The 16,819-nt window shown below is 67.5% G+C and carries 17 protein-coding genes and 1 tRNA gene; 10 read left to right on the forward strand and 8 right to left on the reverse strand.

Annotation, left to right across the window (positions count from 1 at the left end):
- Positions 1-50: 50 nt before the first annotated feature.
- The 3 genes from FS845_RS11795 (at position 51) to FS845_RS11805 (ending at position 3,055) form a co-directional block, all read left to right on the forward strand.
- On the forward strand, positions 51-977 hold the full coding sequence (locus FS845_RS11795) for a LysR substrate-binding domain-containing protein (RefSeq protein WP_144634877.1): 927 nt from the start codon (positions 51-53) through the stop codon (positions 975-977).
- A 12-nt stretch (positions 978-989) separates the two neighbouring features.
- On the forward strand, positions 990-2,102 hold the full coding sequence (gene mnmA / locus FS845_RS11800) for a tRNA 2-thiouridine(34) synthase MnmA (protein WP_144634880.1): 1,113 nt from the start codon (positions 990-992) through the stop codon (positions 2,100-2,102).
- Positions 2,103-2,239: 137 nt separating this feature from the next.
- The gene (locus tag FS845_RS11805; protein ID WP_144634883.1) at positions 2,240-3,055 is read left to right on the forward strand and encodes a sulfite exporter TauE/SafE family protein; all 816 of its coding nucleotides are present in this window, start codon (positions 2,240-2,242) and stop codon (positions 3,053-3,055) included.
- 137 nt (positions 3,056-3,192) lie between these two features.
- On the opposite strand, the gene FS845_RS11810 is transcribed toward FS845_RS11805, so the two are convergent.
- Positions 3,193-3,804 (reverse strand): glutathione S-transferase N-terminal domain-containing protein, encoded by a 612-nt coding sequence (locus tag FS845_RS11810; protein ID WP_144634886.1) that lies wholly within the window; start codon positions 3,802-3,804, stop codon positions 3,193-3,195.
- Between the two features lie 252 nt (positions 3,805-4,056).
- Between FS845_RS11810 and purB the strand changes: the two genes are divergently transcribed.
- Positions 4,057-5,433 (forward strand): adenylosuccinate lyase, encoded by a 1,377-nt coding sequence (gene purB, locus FS845_RS11815; protein ID WP_144634889.1) that lies wholly within the window; start codon positions 4,057-4,059, stop codon positions 5,431-5,433.
- Between the two features lie 106 nt (positions 5,434-5,539).
- Positions 5,540-5,995, forward strand: coding sequence for a c-type cytochrome (locus FS845_RS11820; RefSeq protein ID WP_144634892.1), 456 nt, complete (start codon positions 5,540-5,542; stop codon positions 5,993-5,995).
- 54 nt (positions 5,996-6,049) lie between these two features.
- Here the strand turns inward: FS845_RS11820 and FS845_RS11825 are convergent, their stop codons facing one another.
- Entirely contained in the window at positions 6,050-6,739 is a 690-nt protein-coding gene (locus FS845_RS11825; RefSeq protein ID WP_144634895.1) for a cytochrome b/b6 domain-containing protein, read from the reverse strand.
- A gap of 163 nt (positions 6,740-6,902) precedes the next feature.
- Positions 6,903-7,190: a hypothetical protein gene (locus FS845_RS11830; protein ID WP_144634898.1), complete on the reverse strand. Its 288-nt coding sequence runs from the start codon at positions 7,188-7,190 to the stop codon at positions 6,903-6,905.
- A gap of 624 nt (positions 7,191-7,814) precedes the next feature.
- Between FS845_RS11830 and FS845_RS26515 the strand changes: the two genes are divergently transcribed.
- Both FS845_RS26515 and FS845_RS11840 read left to right on the forward strand, forming a co-directional pair.
- Positions 7,815-8,522: a DUF3053 family protein gene (locus FS845_RS26515; protein ID WP_186332251.1), complete on the forward strand. Its 708-nt coding sequence runs from the start codon at positions 7,815-7,817 to the stop codon at positions 8,520-8,522.
- Between the two features lie 60 nt (positions 8,523-8,582).
- Complete coding sequence (locus FS845_RS11840; RefSeq protein ID WP_144634903.1) at positions 8,583-9,668, forward strand: AI-2E family transporter; 1,086 nt, start codon at positions 8,583-8,585, stop codon at positions 9,666-9,668.
- Positions 9,669-9,817: 149 nt separating this feature from the next.
- On the opposite strand, the gene FS845_RS26520 is transcribed toward FS845_RS11840, so the two are convergent.
- On the reverse strand, positions 9,818-10,201 hold the full coding sequence (locus tag FS845_RS26520) for a hypothetical protein (protein ID WP_186332252.1): 384 nt from the start codon (positions 10,199-10,201) through the stop codon (positions 9,818-9,820).
- A 461-nt stretch (positions 10,202-10,662) separates the two neighbouring features.
- Between FS845_RS26520 and FS845_RS11850 the strand changes: the two genes are divergently transcribed.
- From FS845_RS11850 to FS845_RS11860, 3 genes are all read left to right on the forward strand, one after another.
- On the forward strand, positions 10,663-11,091 hold the full coding sequence (locus FS845_RS11850) for a bleomycin resistance protein (protein ID WP_144634906.1): 429 nt from the start codon (positions 10,663-10,665) through the stop codon (positions 11,089-11,091).
- A gap of 103 nt (positions 11,092-11,194) precedes the next feature.
- Complete coding sequence (locus tag FS845_RS11855; protein WP_260986257.1) at positions 11,195-12,046, forward strand: DNA/RNA non-specific endonuclease; 852 nt, start codon at positions 11,195-11,197, stop codon at positions 12,044-12,046.
- Positions 12,047-12,153: 107 nt separating this feature from the next.
- A tRNA-Met gene (locus FS845_RS11860) sits at positions 12,154-12,230 on the forward strand.
- 418 nt (positions 12,231-12,648) lie between these two features.
- Here the strand turns inward: FS845_RS11860 and FS845_RS11865 are convergent.
- The 4 genes from FS845_RS11865 to egtD all read right to left on the reverse strand — a co-directional run bounded on the left by FS845_RS11865 (position 12,649) and on the right by egtD (position 16,769).
- Positions 12,649-12,939 (reverse strand): metal-sensing transcriptional repressor, encoded by a 291-nt coding sequence (locus tag FS845_RS11865; protein ID WP_144634912.1) that lies wholly within the window; start codon positions 12,937-12,939, stop codon positions 12,649-12,651.
- A 147-nt stretch (positions 12,940-13,086) separates the two neighbouring features.
- The gene (locus FS845_RS11870) at positions 13,087-14,196 is read right to left on the reverse strand and encodes an S-(hydroxymethyl)glutathione dehydrogenase/class III alcohol dehydrogenase (protein WP_144634917.1); all 1,110 of its coding nucleotides are present in this window, start codon (positions 14,194-14,196) and stop codon (positions 13,087-13,089) included.
- A gap of 228 nt (positions 14,197-14,424) precedes the next feature.
- On the reverse strand, positions 14,425-15,768 hold the full coding sequence (egtB, locus tag FS845_RS11875; protein WP_144634920.1) for an ergothioneine biosynthesis protein EgtB: 1,344 nt from the start codon (positions 15,766-15,768) through the stop codon (positions 14,425-14,427).
- A 29-nt stretch (positions 15,769-15,797) separates the two neighbouring features.
- A complete protein-coding gene (egtD, locus tag FS845_RS11880; protein ID WP_144634924.1) occupies positions 15,798-16,769 on the reverse strand; it encodes an L-histidine N(alpha)-methyltransferase in 972 nt (323 codons plus the stop codon).
- Positions 16,770-16,819 lie beyond the last annotated feature (50 nt).

A 16,819-nucleotide genomic window follows, 5' to 3' on the forward strand; every position in this document is an offset into this window, starting at 1 on the left:
TTCCATTCCTCCCGCGCCCGTCTCGCCTCGTCCGCGCCCGGGCGTCCGCCATGCGTCGTTTCTGTCCTTCCCTCACTGATCTGCAGGCCTTCGAAGTCGCGGCCCGCCACAGCAGCTTCACGCGCGCCGCGCAGGAACTGTGCGTCACGCAGGGCGCCGTCAGCAAACAGGTCAAGCACCTCGAAGACTTCGTCGGCGTCCAGCTATTCCTGCGCATCCGGCAAGGGCTGGTGCTGACCGAGGCCGGCCGCGCCTATCTGAAAAAGGTCCAGGCCGGCCTGGGCCAGATCGAGGCGGCCACGGTCGAGCTCATGGCGCACCAGGGGCGCGGCGGCACGCTGCACCTGACCTGCATGCCCACCTTCGGGGCGCGCTGGCTGATTCCGCGGCTGGCGGCATTCATGCGCCTGCGGCCGGACATCCACGTGGAATTCCTGCCGCATCGCCAGGGCTACGACTTCTCCACGCCCGAACTGGACGCCGCGGTGCGCTTCGGCGAAGGCATCTGGCCGGGCAGCGGCGCCGACTACATCGTGGGCCGCGACGTGGTGCCGGTGTGCAGCCCGCGCCTGATCCCCCACGAAGGCGCCCGCGCGGCCGAACTGCCGGACTATCCGCTCCTGCACCACACGTCGGCCCTGGAAGGTTGGCTGGACTGGCTGGAGCAGGCCGGCTGCGACACGCGCCGCGCCCGGGAAGGCGCGCGCTTCGACCAGTACGCCTTGTTGTCGCAGGCAGCGGCCGCGGGCTTCGGCATCGCGCTGATCCCGCGCTGCCTGATCGGCGACGAACTGGACGACGGAACGCTGGTGGTGCCGGTGCAGCTGCCGATCCGGGCGCGCCAGGGATACTACCTTTGCTACCCCGAGCAGAAGGCCAACCTGCCCATGCTGCAGGCGTTCCGCGCCTGGCTGATGGAGGTCTCGCTGGCGGCCGAGCCGCGTCCTGCCAGCGTCGATCCTGCCTCGACCGATTAAACTACCGCCATCATGTCCGTATCCATCACCAAGCCTGGCCGCGTCGTCGTCGGCATGTCGGGCGGCGTCGATTCCTCCGTCACCGCCTGGCTGCTCAAGCAGCAGGGCTACGAGGTCGTCGGCCTGTTCATGAAGAACTGGGAAGACGACGACTCCGAATACTGTTCCACCCGGCAGGACCTGCTGGACGCCGCCAGCGTGGCCGACCGCATCGGCGTGGACTTCGAGTTCGTCAACTTCGCCTCCGAATACAAGGACCGCGTCTTCGCCGACTTCCTGCGCGAATACGCGGCCGGCCGCACGCCCAATCCCGACGTGCTGTGCAACGCCGAGATCAAGTTCAAGGCCTTCCTGGATCACGCCATGGCGCTGGGCGCCGAGCACATCGCCACCGGCCACTATGCGCGAGCGCGCACGGTGCAGGGCCCCGACGGCCCTCGGCACCAGCTGCTGAAGGCCGTGGACGCCAGCAAGGACCAGAGCTATTTCCTGCATCGCCTGAACCAGGCGCAGCTGGAGCGCACGCTGTTCCCGCTGGGCGAGCTGCACAAGACCGAGGTGCGCCGCATCGCGCACGAGATCGGCCTGCACAACGCGGCCAAGAAGGACTCCACCGGCATCTGCTTCATCGGCGAGCGGCCGTTCCGCGAATTCCTCAACCGCTACCTGCCTACCGCACCGGGCCCCATCCTGACGCCCGAGGGGCAGCAGGTGGGCACGCACCACGGCCTGTCGTTCTACACCATGGGCCAGCGCAAGGGCCTGGGCGTGGGCGGCGTGAAGGGCCGCCAGAACGACGATGGCACGGCCGACGCCTGGTATGCGGCGCGCAAGGACCTGGAAAACAACGTGCTGTACGTGGTGCAGGGCCATGACCACCCGTGGCTGCTGTCCGGCGCGCTGAAGGCGCAGGACGCCAGCTGGATCGCCGGTTTTGCGCCCGACGCCGGCGTCTACGGCGCCAAGACCCGCTATCGCCAGGCCGACGCGGCCTGCACGCTGGCCGCCGCGTCGGACGGCACCTTCTCGCTGGCCTTCGGGCAGGACCAATGGGCCGTCACGCCCGGCCAGTCGGCCGTGCTGTACGACGGTGACGTCTGCCTCGGGGGCGGAATCATCGCCTGACCGCCTCCCGGCCCAGCGGCGTCACGTCGTTGCACATCGAGTCTGCGCGGGGCGGCACGATCCGCTAAGATTGGCCCCGCGCGGCGCCGGGGGCCGGCCCGCCATCCATACAAACATAAGGGTAGGGGGAGTGAGGCGTGGATATTTCGATCGTGCTGTGCCTGGTGGCGCTGGGGGCGGTGGCCGGCTTCGCGGCGGGTTTGCTGGGCATCGGCGGCGGCATGGTGCTGGTGCCGTTCCTCACCATGATCTTCACCTGGCAGGGCATGCCCTCCGACCTGGTCGTGCATGCGGCCATCGCCACGTCGATGACCTCGATCCTGTTCACCTCGCTGTCCAGCATCCGCGCGCACCAGAAGAAGGGCACCATCCAGTGGCGCATCGTGTTCGCGCTGGCGCCCGGCATCATCGTGGGCGGCCTGCTGTCGGGCGGCGCGGCGTTCGCCGCGTTGAACACGGCCTGGCTGTCGTTGTTCTTCGCGGTGTTCGTGGGCTATTCGGCATTCAGCATGCTGCGCAACACCAAGCCCAAGCCCAGCCGCCAGATGCCCGGCTTCGCCGGCACCAGCGCGGCCGGCGTGGGCATCGGCTTCATCTCGGGCCTGGTGGGCGCGGGCGGCGGCTTCCTGTCCGTGCCGTTCATGGTGTGGTGCAACGTGGCGCTGCACAGCGCCGTGTCGACCTCGGCCGCGCTGGGCTTTCCCATCGCGCTGGCCAACAGCGTGGGCTACGTGCTGTCGGGCCTGCAGGAGGAAAGCACCCAGCCCGGCATGCTGGGCTACATCTACTGGCCGGCATTGCTGGCGCTGGTCTGCGCCAGCGTGCTGACCGCGCCCGCGGGCGCGCGCATGGCGCACCGGCTGCCCGTGCTGACCTTGAAGCGCGTGTTCGCGTGCCTGCTGTTCGGGCTGGCGGCCTACATGCTGTTCAAGGCCTGGCAGGCATTCGCCTGAGCCGAGGCCCGCGGCGCCGCGGGCACGGCGCACGGCCGGCTTGCAGGCATGCAGCCTGCCGTGCGGCAAGTGCGCGGGGGTAGACAAACAAAAAAGGCGGACCGTCGTGGTCCGCCTTTTTGCAATGCGAGGCCGGATCAGGCCGTCTGCGGTGCCGTATCGATGAACGACTGGCGGGCCGACAACTTGTCGTAGTGGCGGGCCAGGTTGGCGTGGTTGGCGCGCCAGTTCAGGTCGGAGAAGCGCAGGTCCAGGTAGCCCAGCGCGCAGCCCAGCGCGATGTCGGCCAGGCTGTAGTTCACGCCCATGCAGTGCGGGTGCTCGCCCAGGCTCTTGTCCATGGCGTCCAGGCTGGCCTCGATCTTGCCGTATTGGCGGGCAATCCAGTCGGCGCCTTGCTGGGCCTCGGGGCGCTGGCGTTCCTTGACGATGAGCACGCAGGCGTCCAGCAGGCCGTCGGCGATGGCTTCCCAGCACTTGACCGCCGCGCGCTCGCGGCCCGACTGGGGCAGCAGGCGCGCCACGGGGGACAGGGTGTCGAGGTATTCGACGATGACGCGCGAATCGAACAGCGCGCCGCCGTCTTCCATGACCAGGCAGGGAACCTTGCCCAGCGGGTTGAACTTCTGGATCTGCGTGTCGGCAGCCCAGACGTTCTCGAGCTCGAGCTTGTAGTCCAGCTTCTTCTCGGCCATGACGACGCGTACTTTACGCACGTAAGGACTGGTGAGCGAGCCGATCAGTTTCATGGAGTCACGGAAAAGGCAGAGTCGGAAAGCGGCCGAAGTATAGCAGGCCCGGCGGGGCGGCCGGCCCTGGCCGGCCCGTGGCGATGCGTGGGTGCGACAGTGTTACAGGGGGCGCAATGATAAAATCGGGCCCGTTTCATGAAGCGTCCGTAACGCTTCCTCCCGATCTCGGAAGACGGCGCCGGCGTGCCCGCATCCGTCTGGCCGCAGCGCAGCCTACCCAATTCTTCTCTTTATTTCCCGATACAGATCATGCAGATTGCCGACCAGCTTACCCAACTCAATGCGCTTTCGCCACTGGACGGACGCTACGCGTCGCGCGGCGACGCGTTGCGGGGGCTGCTGTCCGAGGCCGGCTTCATGGCGCACCGCGTCGAGGTCGAGGTGGCCTGGCTGGTGGCGCTGTCCGATGCCGGCCTGCCCGAACTGAAGCCCTTCACCCAAGAGGCGCGCCAGCGCCTGGCCGCGCTGGTGCGCGACTTCTCCGAAGCCGACGCCCGCCGCATCAAGGAAATCGAGCGCACCACCAACCACGACGTCAAGGCCGTCGAATACTGGCTGAAGGAACAGGTGGCCGACCACGCCGAACTGGCTGCCGCCGCCGAGTTCATCCACTTCGCCTGCACCTCGGAAGACATCAACAACACCTCGCACGCGCTGATGCTGGGCCGCGCCCGCACCGACGTGGTGGTGCCGCGCCTGCGCCAGCTGGCCGCCAAGCTGGCCGACATGGCCGCCGCCCAGGCCGACCAGCCCATGCTGTCGCGCACCCACGGCCAGCCAGCCAGCCCCACCACGCTGGGCAAGGAGTTCGCCAACGTGGCCGCGCGCCTGCTGCGCGCCATCGAGGCCATCGAGCGCGTCGAGCCGCTGGCCAAGCTGAACGGCGCCACCGGCAACTACAACGCGCACCTGTCGGCCTATCCCGAGATCGACTGGCCCGAGTTCAGCCGCAACGTGCTGGCCGGCCTGGGCCTGACGCAGAACCGCCACACCATCCAGATCGAACCGCACGACTGGATGGCCGCGCTGTTCGACGCCATCGCGCGCGCCAACGTCATCATCCTGGACCTGGACCGCGACATCTGGGGCTACGTCTCGCTGGGCTATTTCAAGCAGCGCCTGAAGGAAGGCGAGGTCGGTTCGTCGACCATGCCCCACAAGGTCAACCCGATCGACTTCGAGAACTCCGAAGGCAACCTGGGCCTGGCCAACGCGGTGTTGCGCCACCTGTCCGAGAAGCTGCCGGTCTCGCGCTGGCAGCGCGACCTGACCGACTCCACCGTACTGCGCAACCTGGGCGTCGGCCTGGGCTACTGCCTGGTGGCCTGGGACGCCTGCCTGCGCGGCCTGGAGAAGCTCGAGGTCAACACGGCCGCCATCGACGGCGACATCGACGCGTGCTGGGAAGTGCTGGCCGAGCCGGTGCAGACGGTCATGCGCCGCTATGGCCTGCCGCAACCCTATGAACAACTCAAGGCGCTGACGCGCGGCAAGGGCATCACCGAAGAGGCCCTGCGCGAGTTCATCACGGGCCTGGCCCTGCCCGCTGACGCCAAACAGCGCCTGCTGGACATGACGCCGCGTTCCTACCTGGGGTTGGCCGCGAACCTTGCCCGGCAGGTATAGTCCAAGCGGGGCGCGTGGAAGCGCGCGCCGCTGGCGGCCGCTCCTGTCCGTCGAGGCGGTGCGTGCCGCGGGCGCGCACCGTTCGATTCACTCCAGGAGTTGATAGATGAAGAAATTGGTTGCGGTCGCCGTCGCGGCCTGTATGGGCACGGCCTTCTGGGCCGCGCCGTCGCAAGCGCAATTCGCCAAGCCTGAAGACGCCGTCAAGTACCGCCAATCGGCCCTGACCCTGATCGCCTCGCACTTCGGCCGCATGCAGCCGGTGGTGCGCGGCCAGGCGCCGTTCGACGCCGCCCAGATCAAGGCCAACGTGCAGGTGCTGCAGACGCTGTCCGCGCTGCCGTGGACGGCCTTCGGTCCGGACGCCCAGGGCGGCCACGCGCTGCCGGCGGTCTGGAGCGATGCCGCCGACTTCAAGCAGAAGCAGGACGCCTTCCGCGCCAACGTGGACAAGCTGGCCACGGCCGCCGACTCGGGCGACCTGGCGCAGCTGCGTGCCGCCTATGGCGACGTGGGCGCCAGCTGCAAGGCCTGCCACGACTCGTACCGCCAAAAGCGCTGAAGGGCGCCTTGTGGGCACCGAGGGCCGTCCTGGCCCTCGGCAGGCGGCCCGGTCTCAGTACGACATCGAGGCCGCCGTTTCCAGCGACTGTATCCACCACACTAGGCCGGCCACGCAGAGGGCCAGTACCAGGCCGCGCAGCCACACGGCGGGCCCGTCCTCGCTAGGCTGGGCATCATCGGCCAGCTGGCCGGCCGGCATGTCGCCGGTGATCATCGCCCGCACCAAACGTTGGCGGCGCACCAGCGCATACCAGGCGATGGCCGCCACGTGCAGCGCCACCAGCGCGATCATGATCCATTCATTGCTGTGATGCAGCCACGCCAGGAAGCTGGACGCGGACTCATCGACGCGCCCATACAGCGGCCCCTGCACCATGATGTCGTCGGTGACGAACAGGCCCGAGGCGGCCTGCACGCCGAAGGCCAGCAGCATGGCCAGCACCGACAGGGCGCCCAGCGGATTGTGCCCGCCCTTGACGGCGCCGCCGCGCAGGTAGGCCAGCACCGCGCGCGGCCCGCGCACGAAGTTGGCGAAGCGGGCATGGCGTGGACCGATGAAGCCCCAGACGATGCGGAACATCACGAGACCCAGGGCCGCCAGGCCCAGGCGCACGTGCCAATCCATGTACAGGCCGCCCAGCTTCACGCAGACGTAGGCGCCGATCACACAGGCGGCCAGGGCCCAGTGGAACAGGCGGGTGGGCACATCCCAGATGCGCACCGAGAGTCGGGAATAGGGCATGGCGTGACGGCGGGAGTGGGGAATCGGGGCACTCTATCACGCAGGGGGACGCGGCTGCCGTATTGCCCGGCGCCGTGCGCGAGGCATTTGAAGGGTGCCCGGTGAAAAGCACCCGTTGGAGGGGCAAAATGCCCGGCGCCCCTTCGAGGAGCGCCGGTTCAGCTCAGCGGACGTTCGCGGCCGAGCGGCGCTGGGCCGGCTCGATGCGATGCACGTGCTCGTGGCGGAAGCGGATACGCGTCTGCGTGGCGGCATCGGCGCCGTTGCAGCGGACCAGGTCGGTCGTGTAGGTGACCGTGCCGTTCAGCGGCGCGTTGTAGATGACCTGGGCGCGGATCGACGGGCCTTCGGCGGGCTGCAGATGGACGATGTCGCCGACGTGGATGGGCGTGTCGTCCAGCGAGCTGTGCTGCGGACGGCGCAGCAGCATGGGGGTGATCAGATTCTTCATGGATACTCTCTTTACGTTGTAGTTATGGGGACTGCAATGCCTTGGCAAACCAGGGCAGGTGGCCGGGCCAATATGGCCCGGGTGCGTTGCAGCAGCGTGACCGCGCATCGCGACGACGCGACAAAACGGCTGCTTTTCGACCCAGGAGCCCAGGGCGCCTGGCATGCCGCGCAGAACGCGGCACTGTCGGGGTGGGTGCGACGAGGCCCATGCCTTTCGGCGTGGACGTTTCGACGCGGAACCTCGGCCCGAAGGCCCGAGACGGGTTTGCCGATGGGTTGCCGATCGATACCGGAAGACCCGGCACCGGAACCCGGCATCCGGTTCGACGACGATCAACCACGTCTGGCCGAAAACGAGCTTCGGTCAGTGCGTTTGGCGGATCTTGGGGGAGGTCGATACCAGACGAGGTCGCAGCCGTTCTGCTTGGTTATTCTGTGGCTGCTTATTCAAACTTTCAACAGCATAAGCGTAACCACTTGTTTTGTCAAGACATTTCGTCGCGCTCCTGTCACAGTCCGCTTCGATGGCAACAATTTTTGCTTCGCGTGGCCGCATGCGTCCCCGTGGGATAAGCTGCGCAGCCATGCCGCTGCACGAACCCGGCCGCCCATGCGAATCCGCTTGTCTCTCCGCTTTTTCAGACAGTCCTGCTGCACGCTGATCCTGTGCCTGGCGGCGCTGGCCGGTTGCGTCGATCACGAGCCACAACAGCGCGCGGCCTTCATCCAATTCCTGCAGTCCCGCGTTGTCGCGGCGCCCGGGGCACTGGTGCGTCCGCCGTCCGACGACGAGCGCCGCGCGCTGGGCGGCTACGACCGCCAATACGAGGTGATCGAGGATTTCCAGCAGACACTGCGGGCCGGCATGGCCGACCTGGACCAGGCGCTGGGCGCGCTGACGCTGCACAGCCTGGGCGAGGTCGCCGCGCGCGCCGTGCAGTTCGACTCGCTGCGGGCTCGCCTGGCCCGCTCACGGCAGGCGCTGGAGCGCGCCCGTGTGCGCGCCGACGAAGACCGCGCCGCGTTGCTGCAGGCCGACGATCTCAAGCAGGCCTATGCGCCGGCGTATCACAAGGCGGTGACGGAGCCCGCCGCCGTGCTGCTGGCGCTGTATCCCCTCATCGACGACACCCTGGGCGACGCGCAGCGCGTGGCGGCCTATGCGCAGGCGCATGCGGGACAGTTGCTGGTGGACGGCGCGCTGGCGCAGGTCAAGGATCCTTCGGTGCAGGCGCAGTTCAATACGCTGCTGGCCCAGCTCAATGGCCGCTCGGGCGATATCGATGCGGCGGCGCGACAGCTGCGCGCGCTTGGACCGCCGGCCCCCTGAACCGATTGGCAATTTGTACAATGGCCGGTCTCGCGGCCGCCGCGGCCCTATGGATGGCTCATGAGCAAGATTAGCTTGATGCACAGCAGGACTTTCCACTATCTGCTGATCGTGGTGACGGTGGCCTTCGCATGGGTGCTGCTGCCCTTCTGGAGCGCTGTATTCTGGGGCGGCACGCTGGCGATCCTGTTCGCGCCCGTGCAGCGCCGCATCCTCCATCGCGTGCACGGGCGGCGCAACCTGGCCGCGCTCCTGACGCTGGCGCTGGTGCTGCTGCTGGTCATCCTACCGCTGACCCTGATCGCGGGGTCGCTGGTGCAGGAAGGCGCCAACCTGTACCAGAGCATGCGCTCGGGCAACCTGGATTTCGGCCGCTTCTTCCAGCAGGCGATCGAGGCGCTGCCCATGCCGGTGCACGAGCTGCTGGCCCGCTTCGACGTGGGCGACGTCAAGAGCATCCAGGACAAGCTGACCGCCGGCGCCATGCAGGCCAGCCAGTTCCTGGCCACGCAGGCGTTCAACATCGGCCAGGACACGTTCCAGTTCCTGGTCAGCTTCGGCGTCATGATGTATCTGCTGTTCTTCCTCCTGCGCGATGGCTCGGCGCTGTCGCGCCGCGTGCGGCGCGCGGTGCCGCTCAGCGACATGCACAAGCAGCACCTGTTCCGCAAGTTCACCACGGTGATCCGCGCCACGGTGAAGGGCAACGTCGCCGTGGCCGCCGTGCAGGGCCTGCTGGGCGGCATCATCTTCTGGATCCTCGGCATCCAGGGCGCCTTGCTGTGGGGCGTGGTGATGGCGTTCCTGTCGCTGCTGCCGGCCATCGGCGCGGGCCTGATCTGGGCGCCCGTGGCCGCCTACTTCCTGCTCACCGGCGACATCTGGCAGGGCGTGGTGCTGATCCTGTTCGGCGTGCTGGTCATCGGTATGGTCGACAACGTGCTGCGCCCCATCCTGGTGGGCAAGGACACCAAGCTGCCCGACTACGTGGTGCTGATCTCCACGCTGGGCGGCATGGCGCTGTTTGGGCTGAACGGCTTCGTCATCGGCCCGTTGATCGCGGCGCTGTTCGTGGCGTGCTGGGATCTGTTCTCGCCGCCGGAAGAGGTGGGCGACCAGTCCACCCCGCCGCCGGGGGTGTCGTGATCGGTTGATCGTTTCGTTTTTGGCTTGAATTGGCCCGCCGACTGGCGGGCTTTTTCGTGGGCGCTCCTCGCAGTTGGACGCGAGCGTAAATGGACCGTTGGAGCGGGGCAGGTACGGCGATTGCTGCCGCCCTGGACCGTTCTTTTACTTCAGGAGTGGACCATGCCCCGATCGAATGCGATGCGCTTTTCGTACCCGTTGCGCCTGAGCGCGGCGGCCTTGCTGGCCTTGTACGCGGCGGCGAGCGCGAGCGCGCAACCGTCCACGGGACAGCCCGGTGCCGCGGCGCCGAAAGAGCAGGCCGTGCAACAGGAGAGCAAGGGGGCTGGCCAACAGGGCACGTCGAGTTCGAAGCCGACGTCGTCGAATGGGACCTCGAACGAATCTTCGACCAAGGGACCTTCATCGAAAGGGGCTTCCGGTTCCTCATCGAACGGGGCTTCATCGAAGGGGGCTTCATCGAAGGGGGCTTCATCGAAGGGGGCCGCAGGCTCATCCTCGAAGGCATCCGCGTCGAAGACGCCTGCGTCCAAGGAGGCCGGAGCAAAACCCGCGCAAGGAAAGCAGACTCGGAACGGCGCATCACAGGGCCAGCAGGCGGGACAGAATCCGGCGCCCGCCGCGACCCCACCCGCCGCGGGCCAGCCCGCGCCTGGGCAGCCGGCCGCCCAGCCCACGCCGGGACAAGGCACGGTCAAGGGTTCGACCGCCAATTCTGTGCAGGACGGCAAGACGCCAGCCGGGCAGGCGGGCTCGGCGGGGCATAAAACGGGGGCGGGCAGGTAGCTGGGTCGACTGGGGGGAGGCCTCGGAGACGTCGGGCTATCGAGCATGACTTCGATCGGGTGGAATACCCAGAGGATGCACGCCGGCGCGATTGAAGACGAGACGGCGACTGTAAACTTGCGTTGTCCAACAATGGCCAGTTAACCTGCGTTGTCCAACAATGGCCAGTTTAAGATTCGCCGCGACACAACGACAGAAGCAATAGGCCATGGATGATCGTCGGGCAAGGCTGGTTCCGGAACTGCTGGTGGCTGATCTGTCCGCCAGCCTGGCGTTCTGGATCGGGTTATGCGGATTCTCGGTTTTCTACCGTCGCGACGAGGCCGGGTTCGTATACCTGGATCTGCATGGCGCGCAGGTCATGCTGGTGGAACAGCGTGGCGACGGATACTGGATCACCGCGCCATTGGATCGGCCGCTGGGTCGAGGCATGAATCTCGAGATCAAGGTGGATGCCATCGAACCCATCGTCGCGACATTGGCGCGGGCAGCGTGGCCGCTGTTCCGGCAGCCTGAAGAGCAGTGGTATCGCAGCGACGATAGGGAGATCGGCGTGCGGGAATTCCTGGTGCAGGACCCCGACGGCTATCTGCTGCGCTTTTCGGCGCGTATAGGCGAACGGCCGTGCGCGCGATAGGTCCGCCGCTGTGACATAAAACGCGCACCGGACTTGCGGCGAAGGGGCGGCTGGGCTAGGCGCGCAGGCATCGATGCATGCCGGTGCCGTACAATCCGTCCCCGTGCCTACACGTCGTTCCTCTCGAAAGCCCGCCTCGCGTAAAGCGGGTTCCGCGTCAAGATTCCTGCGCGCCCTGGTCGCCTCCGCGACTGTCTCCTTCAGCGCGGCCACGTATTACCTGCATTCGGGGCTGCCCGCGTGGATACGGGTACCCGATCCGTTTCCCGCCGCGCCAGCCGACGCGCAGTCACGGGCGCAGGCGCCCACCCGCTTCGCGGCGTGCCGCCACTTTTTCCCCGACGCCGCGCCACCCGCCGCACCAGACACCGGTGCGCGGCGCGAGCTGTGCTTCTCCGGGTTTGCCGTCCTGTATGACGGCGCCCGCAAGACGCCGATCTTCGTTGCCGAACGCCTGAATCGCCGCCTGCTGCAGCAGGGGCAGGACCTGGAACGCACCGATCGCTTCTATGCCGAGGCGCGCCTGCCGATCTGGGAGCGGGCGCAGCTGGACGACTATCGCGGCTCGGGCTACGCGCGCGGCCACATGGCGCCGGCAGGAGACATGGCCACCGAAGAGGCCATGGCGCAGAGCTTCTCGCTGGCGAACATCGTGCCGCAGAACACGACGCAGAACTCGGGGCCCTGGAGCCGCATCGAGCAGGACACGCGGAAGTACGTGATGCGCGCGGCTGGCGATGTATACGTGTACACGGGGCCGATCTACAGCGACCGGCCCAAGACCATCGGCTCGGGCGTGGCCGTGCCCAGCTACGTGTACAAGGTCGTCTACGACGCCACGACGCGCAAGTCCTGGGTGCACTGGCAGGCAAACCAGGCGGATGCGCAGGCGGGGGCGCCGATCAGCTATGCGGAGTTCGTGCGGCGGACGGGGTTGCACCTGTTGAAGGAGTGACGATGCCCAGCGTCTTGCGTTTGCAATGTGGAAAAATCTCGTGTTAGAATCTTGTTCTTCGCTTGAACGCGCTTCCAAGCCGGTTCAAGTGGCATCGCAAGATGCATGGCGCATTAGCTCAGCCGGTTAGAGCGACGGAATCATAATCCGCAGGTCCCCTGTTCGAATCAGGGATGCGCCACCAGAATTTAAAGCGGCCCGCAGCGATGCGGGCCGTTTTGCTTTCCGCGTCCAGGGACGATGTCCGCAGAAATATGGACGTTTCCATCTGGTTACCTTGAGGTTCGCCGAGCCGCGCGGCGACGCCATACACTGGCGTCCCGTTTTGCAGAAGGTACGACTCATGAAAATCCTCGCAGCTCTTGCCCTAGCGCTCAGCCTCGCAGGCTGTGCGGTCCACACACCGGATGGATCGGTGATCGTCGATCCGAGCCCTGGCTATGGGCATGGGGGCGGCGGAAATTTCTGTCCGCCCGGACAGGCGAAGAAGGGCAACTGCTAGCACCTGCCCCTCGAGCGCTGCCCGGATGACCGCCGACGGCCCGGCTTGCCGCCAAGCCGTGCCGTCCGGCCTCGATCGACGCATCGGGCCTGGCCGGCATCTACTTGAGATACGTCCGCAGCAGCTTCATCAGATCGTCGATATCGGCCTCGGCGTGCGCATGGTGGTGGCCGCCCGAGGCGCCGCTCGCGGTGCCGAACAGTTCCCGCAGATGGCTGTCCAGCACTTCAGCCATCAATCCGTTGGCCGCGCCGCGCAGCGCGGCGATCTGCTGCAACAAGGCCCGGCAGTCGGTGCCCTCTTCGACGGCCCGTTCCAGTGCCGTGGCCTGTCCTTGGATGCGGCGCAGTCGCGTAATGGCCCGCTTCTTGTCTTCGGGCGAATGGGGCATGAGTCGGCGCTCCTGGTGATCGGGCCGGATGGCGCGTGAAAGCGGGGGACGTTCGCCGGCCCTTCCATGACGAACCGGCCGGCCGCCCGGCGGCGTCGCCGGTGTGCCGCGAGGGCACGGCCGGCGTCCACGCGCCGTGGTTCGCGATCAGTAATTGATCACCGTGCGGATCGACTTGCCCGCATGCATCAGGTGGAAGGCCTCGTTGATGTCTTCCAGGCCCAGCGTATGCGTGACGAACGGAGCCAGGTCGATCTTGCCTTCCATGGCGTCCTCGACCATGCCGGGCAGCTGCGAGCGGCCCTTGACGCCGCCGAAGGCGGAGCCCAGCCAGCGGCGGCCGGTGACCAGCTGGAACGGGCGCGTGGAGATTTCCTGGCCCGCGCCGGCCACGCCGATCACGATGGACTGGCCCCAGCCGCGGTGCGCGCATTCCAGCGCGGCGCGCATCACGTTGACGTTGCCGATGCACTCGAACGAATGGTCCACGCCCCAGCCGGTCATCTGGACGATGACTTCCTGGATCGGCTTGTCGTGGTCCTTGGGGTTGACGCAATCGGTGGCGCCGAAGACCCGGGCCAGCCCGAACTTGTCCGGGTTCGTGTCGATGGCGATGATGCGGCCGGCCTTGGCCTGGCGCGCGCCCTGGATCACGGCCAGGCCGATGCCGCCCAGGCCGAACACGGCGACGGTGTCGCCTTCCTGCACCTTGGCGGTGTTGTGCACCGCGCCGATGCCGGTGGTCACGCCGCAGCCCAGCAGGCAGACGTGCTGCGGGTTGGCGTCGGGATTGATCCTGGCCAGCGAGACCTCGGCCACGACGGTGTATTCGCTGAAGGTCGAGCAACCCATGTAGTGGTAAATGGGCTGTCCGTTGTACGAGAAGCGCGTGGTGCCGTCCGGCATCAGGCCCTTGCCCTGGGTGGCGCGCACGGCCACGCACAGGTTGGTCTTGCCCGACTTGCAGAACAGGCACTCGCCGCACTCGGCGGTGTAGAGCGGGATGACATGGTCACCCGGCTTCACGCTGGTCACGCCTTCGCCGACCTCGACCACGATGCCGGCGCCTTCATGGCCCAGCACGGCGGGAAACACGCCCTCGGGATCGTCGCCGGACAGCGTGAACGCGTCGGTGTGGCAGACGCCGGTGTTGGTGATCCTGACGAGGACCTCTCCCTTGCGGGGCGGCTCCACGTCGATCTCGACGATTTCCAGCGGTTTTCCGGCCGCGAAAGCGACTGCTGCACGTGATTTCATGGCTGAGGGCCTTGCAAAATGAGTTGGAGAGGAGGGTACGTCGAGTCGTGCGCGCATCGGCGCGTGATCCTATACCCCATGGGAGTATTAGAGCATACTGCGGGGGAGTATAGGCGCGCCGTATCCATCCCCCATCAAGAAATTGGCCCGGCGACAGGCCGGGCCAACGGGGCATCATCACGTCGGGACCCGCCGGAGGCGACAGAGCGCACTCCGGCGACAGGCCTGCTACGTCGCATCCAGCGCCAACCGGATGCCCGAGAACTGCCACCGCGCATCCGCCGGAAAGAAATTCCGGTAGCTCGCGCGGATGTGGTCGCGCGGCGTGACGCACGATCCGCCCCGCAGCACGTACTGGTTGCACATGAACTTGCCGTTGTATTCGCCCACGGCACCCTCCGGCGGGGCAAAGCCAGGATAGGCGTCGTACGCACTGCAGGTCCATTCCCACACGTCGCCATACATCTGGCTAGGGCCCGCGCCGTCTCGCGCCCCTGCGGACCGGGGCTGCAGGTGGCCGTTGTCCAGCATGTTGGCGCGGCCTTCGGCCAGGGCGCTGCCGGTGCCCGCCAGTGCGGCGTCGCGCAGGCGCGCGGCATGTTCCCATTCGGCTTCGCGGGGCAGGCGCGCGCGCGCCCAGCGCGCGTACGCGTCCGCTTCGAAATAACTGACGTGCGTGACCGGCGCATGCGGATCGATGGGGTGCATGCCATGCAGCGTGAAGGCCTGCCACTCGCGCTTCTGGCCTTCCCAATACATGGGGGCGCGCCAGCCGGCGCTGTTGACCATGTCCCAGCCCAGCGACAGCCAGAACTCGGGCCGCCGGTAGCCGCCGTCCAGCATGAACTCCAGGTACTCGCCCTGCGTGACCAGGCGGTTGGCCAGGCAGTAGGGACGCAGCAGCACGTCGTGCGCGGGGCTTTCGTTGTCGAAGGCGAATTCGGCGCCCTCATGGCCGACGCGGACGATGCCGCCGTCGTATCGCGTCCAGCCGGCGGGCGTGCCCGGCGGCAGGCTGCCCGCGGGCGGCTCTTCCCGGTAGGCCGGCCGCAGTGGGTTGCACGACAGCAGATGCTTCACGTCGGTCAGGATGAGTTCCTGGTGCTGCTGCTCGTGGTTCAGGCCCAGGATGACCAGCGCCTCGAACTCGGGATCGCCCTCGTGCCGCGCCAGCAGCGCTCGCATGGCCTCGTCGACGTGTTGGCGATAGCGCAGCACATCTGCAAGCGGCGGACGCGTCAGCAGGCCGCGCTGCGGCCGCGGATGCTTGTCGCCTATGGCGTTGTAGTAGGAGTTGAACAGCATCCGGTACTGCGGATGGAACGGCGCGCGACCGGCATCGAAGCGGCCGATCACGAAGGTCTCGAAAAACCACGTGGTGTGCGCCAGGTGCCATTTGACGGGGCTGCAGTCGGGCATGGACTGCGCCTGGCAGTCCTCTGGACTGAGGGGGGCGGCCAGTGCCGCGCTCGTGGCGCGCACGGCCTCGTAGCGCTGCATGGGCGTACGGTCGGCGCGCGGCAGGTCGGATGTCGCGGCGCCCGGATGCGTCAACACACAGGCAGGATCCATCGGGGCTCCAGGAAAGGGCAGGACTCGCATCAGGCACGCGCGCTGAAGACGGAGAACCAGTCGCGCCGGTCGGACCAGTGCTGCACGTCGGCGAAGCCGGCCTCGTGCAGCAGGGCGGCGAAGCGCTCGACGGTGTACTTGTACGAGCTTTCGGTGTGGATGCTCTGGCCGCGCGCGAAGCGGCGCTCGCCGCCCGGCCACTTCACCAGCACGTCGGCCGCGGCCCGCAGGTGCATTTCCACGCGCGACTCGGTCTCGTTGAAGTGCGCTTCGTGGCGCCAGTCCTCGACGCGGAAATTGCTGCCCAGCAGCGTGTTCACGTGCCGCAGCATGTTCAGGTTGAACGCGCCCGTCAGCCCCAGTGCGTCGTCATACGCGGGCTCCAGTACGCTGCGCGGCTTGACGCGGTCCACGCCGACCAGCAGGCCGCCGCCTGGGCACAGGGCGCGGATGCGCTGCAGCAGGGCCAGGGCCTCGTCGGGCGTCAGGTTGCCGATGCTGGATCCCGGATAGAAGAACAGGCGGTTCTCGGCGGGCACGCTGTCGGGCAACTCGAACGCATGCGAGAAGTCGCGGCCCAGCGCGCAGATGTCCAGGGCGGGGTGGGCGTGGCGCAGCCGCGCCACGGCGTCGTTCAGATAATCGGCCGAAATGTCGATGGGCACGTAGCGCGCGGGCTTGAGCACCGGAAACAGCTTCTCGGCCTTGACGCAATCGCCCGCGCCCAGGTCGATCAGCGATTCGATCCGCCCGACGTGGCGCGCGATGCGCGGCGCCTGCTCACGCAGGATCTCGGCTTCGCAGCGGGTGGGGTAGTACTCGGGCAGCAGGGTCAGCGCGGTGAACAGGCTGGATCCCAGCGAGTCATACAGGTATTTGGGGCTGATGGTGGGGTTGGCGGCGGTCAGGCCGGCGCGCAATTCATCGGCCGCGGTGCCGGTGCGGGAGACCGGGGCGGCGGATGCCGAAGCCGGAGCCAGGGAAGTCAGGGAGCGTGCCATGCGTTCGAGTCCGTCCTGAGGGAGGGGGGAAGGGGGGAGCGCTATGCGAG

The sequence above is a fragment of the Bordetella genomosp. 13 genome (assembly GCF_007679965.1).
In the GTDB taxonomy this organism is placed as follows: domain Bacteria; phylum Pseudomonadota; class Gammaproteobacteria; order Burkholderiales; family Burkholderiaceae_B; genus Bordetella.

What these genes read in the sequence shown, in the direction of transcription:
- FS845_RS11795 (WP_144634877.1), top strand. Translation starts at nt 51, where the DNA reads ATGCGTCGTTTCTGTCCTTCCCTCACTGATCTGCAGGCCTTCGAAGTC.
- mnmA (WP_144634880.1), top strand. Translation starts at nt 990, where the DNA reads ATGTCCGTATCCATCACCAAGCCTGGCCGCGTCGTCGTCGGCATGTCG.
- FS845_RS11810 (WP_144634886.1), bottom strand. Translation starts at nt 3,804, where the DNA reads ATGAAACTGATCGGCTCGCTCACCAGTCCTTACGTGCGTAAAGTACGC.
- purB (WP_144634889.1), top strand. Translation starts at nt 4,057, where the DNA reads ATGCAGATTGCCGACCAGCTTACCCAACTCAATGCGCTTTCGCCACTG.
- FS845_RS11820 (WP_144634892.1), top strand. Translation starts at nt 5,540, where the DNA reads ATGAAGAAATTGGTTGCGGTCGCCGTCGCGGCCTGTATGGGCACGGCC.
- FS845_RS11825 (WP_144634895.1), bottom strand. Translation starts at nt 6,739, where the DNA reads ATGCCCTATTCCCGACTCTCGGTGCGCATCTGGGATGTGCCCACCCGC.
- FS845_RS11830 (WP_144634898.1), bottom strand. Translation starts at nt 7,190, where the DNA reads ATGAAGAATCTGATCACCCCCATGCTGCTGCGCCGTCCGCAGCACAGC.
- FS845_RS11840 (WP_144634903.1), top strand. Translation starts at nt 8,583, where the DNA reads ATGAGCAAGATTAGCTTGATGCACAGCAGGACTTTCCACTATCTGCTG.
- FS845_RS11850 (WP_144634906.1), top strand. Translation starts at nt 10,663, where the DNA reads ATGGATGATCGTCGGGCAAGGCTGGTTCCGGAACTGCTGGTGGCTGAT.
- FS845_RS11865 (WP_144634912.1), bottom strand. Translation starts at nt 12,939, where the DNA reads ATGCCCCATTCGCCCGAAGACAAGAAGCGGGCCATTACGCGACTGCGC.
- FS845_RS11870 (WP_144634917.1), bottom strand. Translation starts at nt 14,196, where the DNA reads ATGAAATCACGTGCAGCAGTCGCTTTCGCGGCCGGAAAACCGCTGGAA.
- egtB (WP_144634920.1), bottom strand. Translation starts at nt 15,768, where the DNA reads ATGGATCCTGCCTGTGTGTTGACGCATCCGGGCGCCGCGACATCCGAC.
- egtD (WP_144634924.1), bottom strand. Translation starts at nt 16,769, where the DNA reads ATGGCACGCTCCCTGACTTCCCTGGCTCCGGCTTCGGCATCCGCCGCC.